12 protein-coding genes and 1 pseudogene are annotated in these 13,046 nt (G+C 38.2%); 6 read left to right on the top strand and 7 right to left on the bottom strand.

Annotated features, from left to right (window positions below; all coding sequences use genetic code 11):
* Positions 1–121: 121 nt before the first annotated feature.
* Together EAX61_RS09505 and EAX61_RS09500 are read right to left on the bottom strand one after the other, a co-directional pair.
* Positions 122–868, bottom strand: coding sequence for a uroporphyrinogen-III synthase (locus EAX61_RS09505; protein ID WP_121917456.1), 747 nt, complete (start codon positions 866–868; stop codon positions 122–124).
* A 24-nt stretch (positions 869–892) separates the two neighbouring features.
* Positions 893–1,504: a DUF4271 domain-containing protein gene (locus tag EAX61_RS09500; protein WP_121917455.1), complete on the bottom strand. Its 612-nt coding sequence runs from the start codon at positions 1,502–1,504 to the stop codon at positions 893–895.
* Between the two features lie 151 nt (positions 1,505–1,655).
* On the opposite strand from EAX61_RS09500, the gene EAX61_RS09495 reads away from it, so the two are divergent.
* From EAX61_RS09495 to EAX61_RS09485, 3 genes are read left to right on the top strand one after another with little or no spacing between them, the layout of a single operon-like run.
* Positions 1,656–2,384, top strand: a complete 729-nt coding sequence (locus EAX61_RS09495) for a polyprenol monophosphomannose synthase (RefSeq protein WP_121917454.1) — start codon at positions 1,656–1,658, stop codon at positions 2,382–2,384.
* Between the two features lie 6 nt (positions 2,385–2,390).
* Positions 2,391–3,731: a dihydroorotase gene (locus EAX61_RS09490; protein WP_121917453.1), complete on the top strand. Its 1,341-nt coding sequence runs from the start codon at positions 2,391–2,393 to the stop codon at positions 3,729–3,731.
* Position 3,732: 1 nt separating this feature from the next.
* A complete protein-coding gene (locus tag EAX61_RS09485) occupies positions 3,733–4,242 on the top strand; it encodes a DUF4296 domain-containing protein (protein WP_161555216.1) in 510 nt (169 codons plus the stop codon).
* Here EAX61_RS09485 and EAX61_RS09480 read toward each other — a convergent pair.
* Complete coding sequence (locus EAX61_RS09480; protein WP_236642020.1) at positions 4,189–5,235, bottom strand: NAD-dependent epimerase/dehydratase family protein; 1,047 nt, start codon at positions 5,233–5,235, stop codon at positions 4,189–4,191. The two genes, EAX61_RS09485 and EAX61_RS09480, sit on opposite strands and share 54 nt — an antisense overlap.
* A 69-nt stretch (positions 5,236–5,304) precedes the next feature.
* On the opposite strand from EAX61_RS09480, the gene tyrS reads away from it, so the two are divergent.
* Positions 5,305–6,600, top strand: coding sequence for a tyrosine--tRNA ligase (gene tyrS, locus EAX61_RS09475; protein ID WP_121917450.1), 1,296 nt, complete (start codon positions 5,305–5,307; stop codon positions 6,598–6,600).
* Between the two features lie 137 nt (positions 6,601–6,737).
* Here the strand turns inward: tyrS and EAX61_RS09470 are convergent, their stop codons facing one another.
* The 3 genes from EAX61_RS09470 to EAX61_RS09460 form a co-directional block, all read right to left on the bottom strand.
* Positions 6,738–7,190: a YHS domain-containing (seleno)protein gene (locus EAX61_RS09470; RefSeq protein WP_121917449.1), complete on the bottom strand. Its 453-nt coding sequence runs from the start codon at positions 7,188–7,190 to the stop codon at positions 6,738–6,740.
* A gap of 83 nt (positions 7,191–7,273) precedes the next feature.
* Positions 7,274–8,257, bottom strand: coding sequence for a LuxE/PaaK family acyltransferase (locus tag EAX61_RS09465; RefSeq protein ID WP_121917448.1), 984 nt, complete (start codon positions 8,255–8,257; stop codon positions 7,274–7,276).
* Between the two features lie 78 nt (positions 8,258–8,335).
* Positions 8,336–10,030 (bottom strand): T9SS type A sorting domain-containing protein, encoded by a 1,695-nt coding sequence (locus EAX61_RS09460; protein ID WP_121917447.1) that lies wholly within the window; start codon positions 10,028–10,030, stop codon positions 8,336–8,338.
* 204 nt (positions 10,031–10,234) lie between these two features.
* Here EAX61_RS09460 and EAX61_RS09450 point away from each other — a divergent pair, with 204 nt between their 5' ends.
* Entirely contained in the window at positions 10,235–10,918 is a 684-nt protein-coding gene (locus EAX61_RS09450) for a response regulator transcription factor (protein WP_121917445.1), read from the top strand.
* Entirely contained in the window at positions 10,918–11,970 is a 1,053-nt protein-coding gene (locus tag EAX61_RS09445; RefSeq protein WP_121917444.1) for a sensor histidine kinase, read from the top strand. Before EAX61_RS09450 ends, EAX61_RS09445 begins: the two co-directional genes overlap by 1 nt.
* Positions 11,971–12,084: 114 nt before the next feature.
* On the opposite strand, the pseudogene EAX61_RS16730 reads toward EAX61_RS09445, so the two are convergent.
* Positions 12,085–12,498 (bottom strand): annotated as a pseudogene (locus EAX61_RS16730) (glycosyltransferase); the annotation flags it as partial.
* Positions 12,499–13,046 lie beyond the last annotated feature (548 nt).

Here is a 13,046-nt window from a genome sequence, read left to right as displayed (position 1 = left end):
GAACTTTGTGAGGGTTTTACATAGCCTTTAAGACGTGTGGTTTTGCTTTCGCGAAAGCGTAAAAAAGAATAACCCCGCTTCTCAAGAAGAGAAGCGGGGTTATGTGTTGTGAAAAGAGGTGTTATTTCTTGTTCACTTCTTTTATATATTTTTCGATCGCCATCGTCATCGACGGGGTATCTGGTGTGGGAGCCATAATATTGATTTCTAACCCAGCTTCTTTTGCGGCCTTTACTGTCGTATTTCCAAAAACAGCAATACGTGTGTCATTCTGTTTAAAATTGGGAAAATTTTGAAATAAAGATTCTATCCCGCTAGGGCTGAAAAAAACAAGTATATCATAAAAAACATTCTCAAGATGAGATAGGTCGCTTACGACAGTTTTATAAAAGGTTGCTTGCTTCCAGTTTACACCTAACTTATCTAGTACTAATGGAACTTCTGGTTTTAACTTATCAGAAGAAGGTAGTAGGTACTTTTCATTTTTGTATTTCTTAATGATGGGTGCCATCTCGGTAAATGTGCGTTTACCTACATAGATTTTTCTCTTTCTGTAAACAACATATTTTTGTAGGTAATAGGCGACAGCCTCGCTCTGACAAAAATACTTCATCGTGTCTGGCACTTTAAAGCGCATTTCTTCGGCAATTCTAAAGAAATGGTCTACAGCATTGCGACTTGTGAGGATAATTGCTGTGTAGTCTTTAAGATCAACTTTCTGGAGCCGTACATCTTTCCCACTTTCTCCTTCTACGTGAATGAAAGGGATGAAATCTATCTTGACTTTTTGTCGCTGCTCGAGTTCAAAGTATGGTGAGTTCTCAACTTTAGGTTTGGGCTGCGAGACTAAAATAGTTTTCACTTTCATAGGCTTCGATTTTCGTGCACACTACTATGGTTCAATTACCTTATATAAAATATAATAGGGTGCTATTTCGAGTGCGCAAAAATACAAAATAAAATAAAACGGATGGCTAAGAATTTCTCCTCGATATTTACTGGCAATATTGAAGGAAGAAATAAGTATTATGACACCTGATATGCCTAAAATTATGAATATAAGCGTATTGTTAGGGTTTTTGCTGAAGATGAAGAAGCAACAACATACCAGTAGAGCAATACTAAGTAAATTTCGGTAAGTAATTTTCTTAAAATGATAAGATTCAAAGAGTTCTTTTAGTCCTAAAAAATAAGTTACCACATATTCTAAAATACCTTTAGAAAATAACAAGATGATGTAGCCTAAAAGAAGTTGTAAGAATATAAATGGCTGTTCAGACGGAATTTTGTTATTGAGGTACGAGTAAATTAAAAATATCGTGAGGCTTACGGTACATACCTGTACCAGAGTCACGAGAATATTAAAAGGATGCCAGTTTGAGGTCTTACGAAGTCCCGTATTTAGATAACGGTCATTTTGTAATACGGTTATAAAATCAAGAAAGCGCTCATTATAGAAATATTTTGCAAGTGCGAGTACAACAAAACAGCTTACGATAATCATTGTAAGCCAGTCTTGTGAGAGGTGATGTCTAAGGAGTGATTCCAGAACTACAGTTTATAAGACGTTAAAAATACAATAATTCTAACCCTTGAAACGCATAATCTTTGCAAGCCCCTTATGAAAATAGTTACATTTGCTCAAAGCACGTTTTATGGCCGACGCTGTAGTCATTATACCTACATATAACGAGATAGAAAATATTGAGCGACTCGTGCGTAATATCTATGCGCTGCAACGTGATTTTCACATTTTAGTTGTAGATGATGGGTCACCAGATGGAACGGCAATAAAGGTTAAGGAACTTCAGAAGGATTACAAAAAAAAACTTTTTTTAATTGAACGTAGTGGAAAACAAGGTTTAGGAACGGCTTATATCGCTGGTTTTAAATGGTCATTAGACAGGTCTTATGAATTTATATTTGAGATGGATGCAGATTTTTCACATAACCCTAACGACCTTATGCGTTTATATAATGCTTGCGCAAAAGAGGGTTATGATCTATCAATAGGGTCGCGATATGTTACTGGAGTAAATGTTGTAAACTGGCCTATGGGAAGGGTATTGTTATCGTGGGGAGCATCAAAATATGTAAAATTTATTACTGGAATGCCCATACACGATACGACGGCAGGTTTTATATGCTATCGCCGGAAGGTATTGGAGCACATAGACCTCAACAGAATAAAATTTGTAGGCTATGCATTTCAGATTGAAATGAAATATAAGACTTACTTGAAGAAATTTAAAATTAAAGAAGTTCCAGTTGTGTTTACAGATCGCACAAAAGGAGAAAGTAAAATGAGCACAGGTATCATTTCCGAGGCTATCTTTGGGGTAATAAAAATGAGACTAACTCAACTTTTAAAAAAGACCAAATAGAGAATTATGCAGCAGGTTTTAATTAAGGACGCTCAGATCGTCAATGAAGGAAAAGTCTTTACAGGAGATGTCCTTATCATAGACGGCATTATAAGAGAAATAGCGGAGAACATTAGTGCAAAGTCACCAGATGTAAATATTTTTCACGCAGAAGGGAAGCATTTGTTGCCTGGGATTATAGATGATCAAGTACATTTCAGAGAGCCTGGACTCACGCATAAAGCGACCATTGCTACAGAGAGTGCCGCGGCAGTTGCTGGAGGGATTACTTCGTTTATAGAAATGCCTAATACAAATCCTCAGGCTACAACCATAGAGAAGCTAGAAGAAAAATTTGCGATCGCGTCAAAGACCAGCCACGCAAATTATTCATTTATGTTTGGCGGGACAAATGACAATCTTGACGAAATCTTAAAAGTGGATAAGAAAAAGGTGGCGGGACTTAAGCTTTTCCTAGGAAGCTCTACAGGAAACATGTTAGTAGATGATGAAGAGGTGCTAGAAAAAATTTTTTCGGCTACAGACTTGCTTATCTCCGCGCATTGTGAGGATGAGAATACGATTCGTAAGAATATGGAAATTTATACCGAGCGTTATGGGGAGGATATTCCTATTAATCTGCACCCAATTATTCGTAGTGAAGAAGCATGTTATATATCCTCGTCTAAGGCAGTTGCCTTAGCAAAAAAAACTGGAGCACGTCTACACGTTTTTCACCTAAGTACAGGAAAGGAGACAGAGCTTTTTGATAATACCATCCCTCTTAAGGATAAAAAAATTACTGCAGAGGTTTGTATACATCACCTTTGGTTTTCAGATGAGGATTATGACGAAAAAGGAACACTTATAAAGTGGAATCCAGCCGTAAAAACTGAAACAGACAGAAAACAATTGTTTCAAGCACTTTTAGATGATAGGTTGGATGTTATTGCTACTGACCACGCTCCACACACATTAGAAGAGAAGGATAATGTCTACACAAAAGCGCCTAGTGGAGGTCCACTAGTTCAACATGCTCTACCTGCAATGCTGGAGTTTTACCACGAGGGAGCGATCTCTCTAGAAAAAATTGTAGAAAAAATGTGTCATAATCCTGCTATCTTATTTGAAGTGGAAAAAAGAGGTTACATTAGAGAGGGGTATAAAGCAGACCTGATTTTAGTCGATTTAAATAATCCGTGGACGGTCCAAAAAGATAATATTTTATATAAATGTGGTTGGTCGCCCTTTGAGGGAACTACTTTTAAATCTCGAGTCACACACACTTTTGTAAATGGAAATCTAGTCTATAAGAATTTTAAAGTTTATGAAGGTCTTCACGGCGAGCGTCTCACATTTGACAGGTAGTATGAGATTTTTAGCAGGGGCAATACTATTAATACTCTTACTTGCAAGCTGTCAGAGCATTCAGAAGCAAGAAAAGCCGGAAAACTTTATCAGCAAAGAGAAGATGGAACAGATTCTGTACGATGTGGCTGTGGTTAATGCTGCTCGGGGCTATAACGTTCAATTATTAAAAAGAAATAATGTATCTCCAGACACCTATATTTTTGAAAAATACAATATTGATAGCTTACAATATGCGCAGAATACGGCTTACTACGCTACAGACATTGATGACTACAAAGAGATGTATATCAGGGTTGAGAAGCGTATCAATAAATTAAGTGATAGTCTCAGTATTGAGTTTGAAAAACAGAAGCAGGTAGAAGATTCACTCAAGAAAATTAAAAGTATAGAAGTCAGAAAACGAGACAGTATACGGAAGCTTAATCGAGATACCCTTAAGTCACCCAAAGATAAATCAAAGCTCTTTAGTACTTTTAAAGTGAAGGAAGTGTTGAGAGATTCTCTCTAGAGATTTTTTTAGAGGTGTCAGATTAAGAGACAAGTTAGTAAGTGCTTTACTATTATCATAAACAGATGTTTCTTGAAGGGCGTGCACATCTACTCTCGTAAGTTGTCTTCTTCTAACAAACCACCCTTTTATCAAATCATAACAGCGAAAAAGCTGAAGAGCAAATAAGGAAACTCTTTTTGTTTTAGATTTAAGCCCTAGTGACAGTGATACGCTTGAGACCAATTCTTTATATGATATGTTTTGAGATATTAGAATAAATCGCTCACACATCATTGGTTTATCCATTGCCTCAAGCATCGCCTCTACCAGATCCTTTACATCGATCACCCCAGTACTACCAGCGCTGTAGTAATTGAGACCATCATAAAGGCGTTTAAAAATAGCACCGCTCCCTGAGTTGTAGTTTCCTTCTCCTAGTATAACCCCAGGATTAAGAATTACAGCAGGAAGGCCTTCTTGGGTCCCTCTCCACACTTCCATTTCGGCTCCGTATTTTGTGATAGCATAAACGGAGTTTTCTGCGTCAGGATTCCAGTAATTTTCTTCGGTGATAGGCTTGTTTGGGGTTTTGGCTAGCGTAGCGATAGAACTCAGATAGCACAGTTTTACTACATTATGGAACAAACATAAGTTGACCACATTTGCCGTACCTTCAGTGTTAACTTTTTTGAGTTTATGATAATCGTACGGGTCAAAAGAGATTAATGCAGCACAATGATAGACCCTCGTTATTCCCTTAAAGGCTTCGTTTAAACTTGGGATGTCTGTTATGTCTGCTTCAAACCAATGGATGCGGGAGAATTGAGATTCCGCTTTCGCGAAAGCAAAAAAATCTTCCACCTTAGTTACTTTATCCTCAGTACGATAAATGGCACGCACCATTGTTTCTTCCTTCGTTAGGGCAAGCAATAAATGCATCCCAACCATTCCCGTGCCGCCTGTGATTAAAATCATATTGTAAAGATAGGGGAGCGGCATAACTTTAGCCATAATCCATACATAGATATTCTCGTTGCTGTGCTGCTTATTTTTATATTTGCGCCTGTAAAATTAAAATCAATGATTAAGAATTTTGTTGCAGAATTACAATGGCGAGGGATGGTGCACGACACAATGCCTGGCGCCGAAGAACATTTAATGGAAGAGATGCGCAGCGCCTATGTAGGGTTTGATCCAACAGCAGATTCTCTTCACATAGGTAATCTTGTGCCTATTATGCTTCTCGCACATTTTCAGAGAGCGGGACATAGGCCAGTAGCACTTGTAGGAGGGGCTACAGGTATGATAGGAGATCCTTCTGGAAAATCTTCGGAGCGCAATCTTCTGGATGAAGAAACATTGCGGCATAATCAAGAATGCGTGCGCAAGCAATTGGCTCATTTCCTAGATTTTAATTCAGGGATGGACAATGAGGCGGTAATGGTTAACAACTACGACTGGATGAAAGAGTTTTCGTTTCTTGATTTTATACGTGATGTAGGAAAACATATAACGGTAAATTATATGATGGCAAAAGATTCTGTAAAGAATAGACTTACAGGTGAAGATGTCGAGGGTATGTCATTTACAGAATTTACATACCAGATGGTACAAGGGTATGATTTTTTACATCTTTATAAGGATAAGCAATGTACACTCCAGATGGGAGGTAGTGACCAATGGGGTAATATTACCACAGGAACAGAATTAATACGTCGTATCGCTGGCGGAAAGGGATATGCACTAACGTGCCCATTAATTACAAAATCTGATGGAAGTAAATTTGGAAAAAGCGAAGGGGGCAACGTATGGTTAGACCCAGAGCGCACGTCTCCTTATAAGTTTTATCAGTACTGGTTAAATACTACAGACGAGGATGCGGCAAAGTATATTAAAATTTTTACCTTTTTAGAAAGAGAAGCTATTGAGACACTAGAGACGGAGCATAATGAGGCACCACACCAAAGAGCTTTACAAAAGAAACTTGCAGAAGAAGTAACACTTACAGTTCACGGTCCAGAAGCGCTGGAAAATGCGATTATGGCATCTAATATCCTCTTTGGGGCATCTACAAGCTCAGATCTCAAAAAACTGGACGATAAAACATTTCTAGATGTTTTTGACGGAGTTCCTCAATCGGAAATTGCAAAGGATGAGATAGATGCAGGGCTAGACATTGTTGCAGCTCTAGCAGAAAAGACAGGTTTTCTAAAGTCTAATGGTGAAGCGCGTCGTGCTTTAAAAGAGAACAGTATTTCTGTAAATAAGGAGAAAGTTGGGGATGAGTATAAAGTAACGCACCGCGACCTCATAAACGATACATTTATCCTTTTACAGCGTGGTAAGAAAAACTATTTTGTAATTCGTGCCGTCTAACTAGTAACGATATAGAGTTAAAAAGAGAGCACCAATAGGGCTGCTCTTTGTGTTTTCTTAAAAGACAAAAACTCCAGTATACAAAAATGTGCATCTGGAGTTTTCTAACTAACTAACCAATCAATTATGATTATCGTCTACGATTTCTCGTATTGTACTTTAGCCCAAGCGGCATCTGCTTGCGCTTTTAATTTTTCAGGACCTTCTTCTGTCCAGTTCTCAAGCGTATTGTTACCCCAAGAATTGTAAAAGAGATAGAGCTTTCCATCTCTGATCTCAAAAGTCTCGGGATCTACGCCTACTTTTTTTCCTTTATCTGCTACAGCATAGGCGCAATATCCACCATATTGTGGCAAGAATTGCGTTGGGTTTGCTTTAAACTTATCCAAATTTGCCTGATTTGCAAATTTGAACTTTACGCCATCATAGGCGTGTGTAAAATCTTTGTGACCTTCAACAGCTTTATTGTTAAAATATTCCGTCACATCGTAACCCTCAGCGGCATAACCTTTTTTTAGATTATAATCAGTTTGTTGTGCGTTTATTCCAAAACTTACAAAAGCAAGTATAATTATGATGAATTTTCTCATTATGTTGTTTTTACACTCCTTAGACCAAATAAGTCGAATTAAATGGACATCATTACAACCTTAACATAAGTATAACAATCAACTCATAATGCCATTAAATTACAACCGCGGATATCGGAGTTATCAAATCTGCCTAACACAGAAAAGCTGCCGTCAGGATTTACCTTTCCTAAATCTTGTGTAGCTATAAAGGAACAGGAGTAAAGATTTGCGAGGTCTATAATATTGAGCCCGCCCGTTCTAGAATCTTTCAATAGGGTAAGCGCATCTTCTGTGTCCCTTGTAAAAACTTTCATCCACGATGGACAAGTAAAAGTACCGTTTCCCTTTGAATATGCTTGCGACAGGAGTTCTGTCATGCCGTACTCACTATGTATATGGTCTACTCCAAAACCTTTAGAGAGCATCTCGTGTAGCTCTTCTCTTATCAATTCCTTTCGGCGACCTTTCATTCCGCCAGTTTCCATGATGACGGTGTTTTTTAGTTTAAAGTCATATTTTTCTAGAAGGTCTAGAAGTGCAAAAGAAACCCCAATGAGAAGTATCTTGCTTCCCGCATTATCTAACCGAATCAATTTTTCGCGTAAAGCTGTAAAATCATTTAGGTAAAAGCCACTTTCTTTAGAATGGCTTTTGTTTATAAAATGCCGTATCATATAAACAAGGGAAGATCCAGAACGTTCTAAATAGGAAGGAAGTAGCGCAAGTATAGTGTAGTCCTCTATAAGTCCATACTCTTTTGTAAATCCACGTGTAAAGCTATTTTCGTAAAGAGATAAATCTTTTATAAGATGTTTACTGGTCATACTACCAGTTGTGCCGCTACTTGTAAAGGTAGCTTCGGGTGTCTTAGTAGAGGTGATTATATCGTGAGATTTAAAAAACTGAATGGGTAAAAAAGGAATATCTTCTATTTCTTTTACATCACTAGGATGCTTATATAATAAGTCGCAGAAGGATCTATAAACGCTGCAATTTTCAAATTGATACTTAAAAACGGTTAGTGCCGCAGTTTCAAATTCCTGAGGATTTTTAATATGAAATATCTGTTCTTCTAATTGCTGCATACATTGCAAAGTTAACTACATAAGAAAAGAAAAGCATCCCGATTGGGATGCTTTCCTTAAATGTCCTACGGGTAAAACTTATTTGATCACGAGCTTTGCAGTTGCGGTCGCCTCTCCCTCAGTAATTTGCATGATGTAAACACCAGCTTGTAGGTTATTTACGTTAAGTACACCAGAAGTCTTTGTGTCTATTACCTTTTTACCTGTAATATCAAAAACAACTACAGCTTTCTCAGCGTTAAGAGCTGTTGAGATGGTCAATACATCTGTTGCTGGGTTAGGATATACTGAAAGTCCAACAATATTACTTTCTGCAATAGAAAGGTTGCTATCAATATCTGCAGCGTTACGAGCAGTAATAAAATAGTCACCATTATTACGTTCTGTAATTATTCCAGAAATATTGGAAGGGTCTGTTGGTACATCAGTTCCAATATAATCTACATTAAAGAAGGATGTTCTAAAAGTAAAATCTCCAGCTGCTGTTGTAAGAGCATACTCCTCTCCATTTTCCCAAGTTGCGCTGTTTGTGTTGTCTATGGTTGCAGCAAGTATACGTACATACTCAGATTCGTAGTCATTAGGATTTGCATTGAGTTGAGCAGCAGTTACGTCCTGTGCATCAACGGCATTGTTACTAGATACCGCTCCTCCTGGATCTTGCGTAGGTACAAATTGTAACATTCCTTGGAACTCACTAAGCGTACCTTGAATACCAGCAATTCTATCGCCTATGGTATAAACAGAGGTAATGACTCCGTCATTGTCGTCTATTAAAATTGCCGCGGTATCATCTTCAATAAACTTTTGATTACGGAAATCTTGTTGGTATGTAAGTAGTGCTTCACTAGTAAGTACATATTCTAACCCGATCGTTCCGGCTCTAAGATCTGCAATTGTAGTGACATCTTCAGTAGGTGCGCAAGCTTCTCCAAAAAGTTCTATAGAAACATCACAAGTAGCTCCAGTTGCTGTGAGCATAGAATCTGTGTCCTCGTCTGTTACGATAGTAATAGTTCCAGTCGCAGCTGTACTTGGGTCATCTCCAGAGATAGTTCCTCCTACGTCAGATGTAAGCGTAATAGTTTCCTGCCCTCCACCAGAAAAACTTATCGTGTAGGTTACAGTATCTGTTCCTGTAGTCTCTGCATCACACACAGCGCTTTCAAAAGCAAATGTTAGTGTACAAGCGGAGCAGGCATTTTCTGCTCTTAAAGTAGGTAGAGCTGCACAAAATGTTCCATCATCACGGCGTTGTAAAGACTCTGTGTCTTTTGCATTATTTGCATCCTCATCATATTGAATAGATTCTCCTAAATCAGAAAGTAATCCAGCATCGTCAGCATCATTTGTCCCATAAACTAATGCGTCTATAAGATTAGTCGTAGTCGGTGGTACGGGAGCGTCCTCAGGAAAATCTGATGCACTAGCTTGATATATGGCTACGGCATCTGGACCATTCTGAATCACGTTATCAGCACCTAGTGTGATATCTGCTCCAGAAACAAGGTCGCCACCTATAATAAAATATCCGTTTGCATCTGTCGTTTGTCCTTGTAAATCAATAGTTCTGTAGTTCGTGTTACTTGCTTGACCACCGTTAAAGAGTACCACAATATAACCGTCTAAAGAAAAATTTCCAGTATCGGATAAAAGCTCTATGAATTCTGTTTCATCAGTACCTGTTTGATCTGCATCAACCTCGTTAATAACAATCTGTCCATAAGAAAAACTTGCTACGAGAAGAGCAAGCAGTAAAGTAATTTTTTTCATAATCTATATAGTGTTTATATGAGCTGCAAAATTACAAAAAAGTGAGGTGCTAGGGTTTTTACGCTTTCGCGAAAGCGTATATTTAACGCATTCTTAATATTGAATTCCAAAAATATTTGAGCTAAAAATCTACATTGCTCTAAATATGGCTTAGAATGATTAATTTTAGGGTCTAGCGTATAAGACTGTTTACAACCGATAGCGATGAAAAAGAAAAACATTAAGATTTTACTAGTAGATGATGAGCCGGACATTTTAGAGATTGTAGGTTATAACCTGTCAAAGGAGGGCTATCAGGTCATTACAGGAGAAAATGGCGTGCAGGCGGTAAAACTTGCAAAAAAGCACAAGCCCCATCTAGTGATTCTTGATGTAATGATGCCAGAGATGGACGGTATTGAAGCTTGCGAAATTATACGTCAGAATCCAGAACTATCCGAGACGGTTATTACATTCCTTACGGCACGTGGGGAAGATTATTCTCAAGTAGCCGGATTTGACGCTGGAGCAGATGATTATATTACGAAACCGATAAAGCCAAAGGTCTTAGTAAGTAAGGTTAAAGCGCTGCTGCGACGTTTTAAAAATAGTAGTAGCTCTTCAGATATTGTAAAAGTTGGTCATATAACGATAGACAGAGATGAATATAAAATAAGAAAAGGGAAAGAGGAAATTGTACTTCCTCGCAAAGAGTTTGAACTCCTTGCCTTGCTTGCCTCAAAGCCTAATAAAGTTTTTACAAGAGAAGATATCTTGGATCGTGTATGGGGTTATGAGGTTGTTGTGGGTGGTCGTACAATAGATGTGCACATTCGTAAACTACGTGAGAAAATAGGAGAAAAGTCTTTCAAAACGATAAAAGGTGTGGGATATAAATTTGTGGTGTAATGTCAGGAGCGCATAAGGAATCCTTAGGCTACCCTATTGCTACTGCGACCTATGCAACGCTTTTTTTAGGCTTGTTTTTAGGAGTACTCGGAAAGTATTTCGGGTTCTTCGAATGGGAGATTATCTTCATATTTACAACTGTAACTTTCGTCTTTATTTTTTTGTTAACCCATTTTCGAGTCCGTGTTTTTATTTACCGTTCTATAAAAAAGATTTACGATGACGTTTCTTTACTCGAAGACGCGCAACTTACCCCTCATAAAATAACCACAAATATGGAGAGCCTCAAGCAAGAGGTTCAAAAATATGCCACAGATAAAAAGCTGGAAATTGAGTCTCTGCGTATTCAGGAGGAGTATCGTAAAGATTTTATAGGAAATGTGGCACACGAACTTAAAACCCCACTTTTTACAGTTCAAGGATATATCCTAACCCTTTTGGATGGGGCTATGAACGATAAGAGTGTGCGTAAAAAATACCTCCAGCGAGCAGACAAGGGAGTAGAACGACTTATTTACCTTGTGAATGATCTCGATATGATCACAAAGTTGGAGGTGGGAGATATGAACCTAAATTACTCTTACTTTGATATCGTCAAGCTGGTAAAAAACTCCTTCGAACTTCTTGAAATGAAAGCAGCAAAGCGTAATATCACCCTCACTTTTGATGCAGAGTATCTAGAGCCCGTAATGGTAAATGCAGACGAGGAACGTATACAGCAGCTGCTCACAAACCTGCTTGATAACTCGATAAAATATGGAAAAGAGGATGGTACTACGGAGATAAGTATACAACACCTGATTCAAAATAAAATTTTAGTGCGTGTAACAGATAATGGTGAAGGTATCTCAAACGAACACCTTACACGTTTATTTGAACGTTTTTATCGTGTAGATAAGTCTGGAAATCGTAAGGTAGGAGGGTCAGGCCTTGGTCTTTCTATCGTAAAACATATTATTGAAGCGCACGATGAGCGCATCTATGTCGAGAGCGAGTTTGGGGTGGGTTCTGAGTTCTCTTTCACCCTTGAAGAGGCCGAAGATATCGAGTAGCGGTTGTTTTGTACTCTCGTGTCGTTCTCCAAAGCCTTTATATACAGATAAGCTCGCGAGGTCTTTGAGTCTAAAACTATCTTGCGTTTTAAAAGGAGCAATGCGTAAATCCTTTAATCGCTGAGCAAGGTATTCCTGCTCCGTCTGACCAGGAGTCGGAATAAAAAAAGCCTTTTTTCCTAAATTGGCAAGGTCCATTATAGTTGTGTATCCAGATCTAGATATTACAAAAGCACTTCTGTTAAGTGCTTGTTCAAGCTCTTTTGAGGTAAGGAAGTCTATAAACGTCAGATTTCCTATAACTTTTCTTTCTTTATCTTTTGTAATAACACCACGTACAATGAGGACTTTGCCTACGTATTTTTTTAATTCAAGAGTAAGTTTCTGTTCTAAGATACTTCGTTGGGGCTCTGGTCCAGAAAGTACGACAAGTGCATCCCATAGTATAGGTTCTGCTATTTTTTTAAATCTACTAAGAGCACCTATGTAACGAACAGGGATTTTGTTTTTTTCAGGATGCCCTAACATACCGCTAAGGTTAGGTTCATCTTTAAAATCGGGAACCCAGCACTCGTCAAAACGTTTAATATACTTACTATGCACCAAGGTAGTAAGTTTTGTAGTGATACCGCTTAAGACTTGTAATTGGTGAGTGATAAAAACCGTAGGAACCTTTGCCGTATACAACCCCAAACGGTTGTCAGAAATAATACCATCGATATCGTGCGTATCTATATATCTATCAACAACTTTATGTTCTGCGCGTATCGCTTTAATCAGTTTAGGAGATCTTAAGAGTATTTTGGTCTTAAAATGGCTTGCATTTTTCGAGTATTCTATATCGTATGATGGTAATTGGAGTTTCTTAAGATCCGGAAACTCGAGCCCGAGTAACTCTAGCGATGTTCCATCGCCACCCAGTATTACCTTAAAACCATCCTCGAGTAGTGCGCGCACAATGGGGATGCATCGCGTGGCGTGTCCTAATCCCCAATTAAGAGGGGCAACGAGAATAGTTTTCTTACGTATCATATATGCAAAAGTGCGATTGCAATGCCTATTTAAAGTTTCCTTAA

The organism is Dokdonia sinensis (genome assembly GCF_003688895.1).
Classification (GTDB): domain Bacteria; phylum Bacteroidota; class Bacteroidia; order Flavobacteriales; family Flavobacteriaceae; genus Dokdonia; species Dokdonia sinensis.
Note: the sequence above shows the minus strand (reverse complement) of the source record. Positions and strands in the feature narration are given on the sequence as shown.

What these genes read in the sequence shown, in the direction of transcription:
- EAX61_RS09450 (WP_121917445.1), top strand. Translation starts at nt 10,235, where the DNA reads ATGAAAAAGAAAAACATTAAGATTTTACTAGTAGATGATGAGCCGGAC.
- EAX61_RS09460 (WP_121917447.1), bottom strand. Translation starts at nt 10,030, where the DNA reads ATGAAAAAAATTACTTTACTGCTTGCTCTTCTCGTAGCAAGTTTTTCT.
- EAX61_RS09465 (WP_121917448.1), bottom strand. Translation starts at nt 8,257, where the DNA reads ATGCAGCAATTAGAAGAACAGATATTTCATATTAAAAATCCTCAGGAA.
- EAX61_RS09505 (WP_121917456.1), bottom strand. Translation starts at nt 868, where the DNA reads ATGAAAGTGAAAACTATTTTAGTCTCGCAGCCCAAACCTAAAGTTGAG.
- tyrS (WP_121917450.1), top strand. Translation starts at nt 5,305, where the DNA reads ATGATTAAGAATTTTGTTGCAGAATTACAATGGCGAGGGATGGTGCAC.
- EAX61_RS09485 (WP_161555216.1), top strand. Translation starts at nt 3,733, where the DNA reads ATGAGATTTTTAGCAGGGGCAATACTATTAATACTCTTACTTGCAAGC.
- EAX61_RS09495 (WP_121917454.1), top strand. Translation starts at nt 1,656, where the DNA reads ATGGCCGACGCTGTAGTCATTATACCTACATATAACGAGATAGAAAAT.
- EAX61_RS09470 (WP_121917449.1), bottom strand. Translation starts at nt 7,190, where the DNA reads ATGAGAAAATTCATCATAATTATACTTGCTTTTGTAAGTTTTGGAATA.
- EAX61_RS09445 (WP_121917444.1), top strand. Translation starts at nt 10,918, where the DNA reads ATGTCAGGAGCGCATAAGGAATCCTTAGGCTACCCTATTGCTACTGCG.
- EAX61_RS09500 (WP_121917455.1), bottom strand. Translation starts at nt 1,504, where the DNA reads ATGATTATCGTAAGCTGTTTTGTTGTACTCGCACTTGCAAAATATTTC.
- EAX61_RS09480 (WP_236642020.1), bottom strand. Translation starts at nt 5,235, where the DNA reads ATGGCTAAAGTTATGCCGCTCCCCTATCTTTACAATATGATTTTAATC.
- EAX61_RS09490 (WP_121917453.1), top strand. Translation starts at nt 2,391, where the DNA reads ATGCAGCAGGTTTTAATTAAGGACGCTCAGATCGTCAATGAAGGAAAA.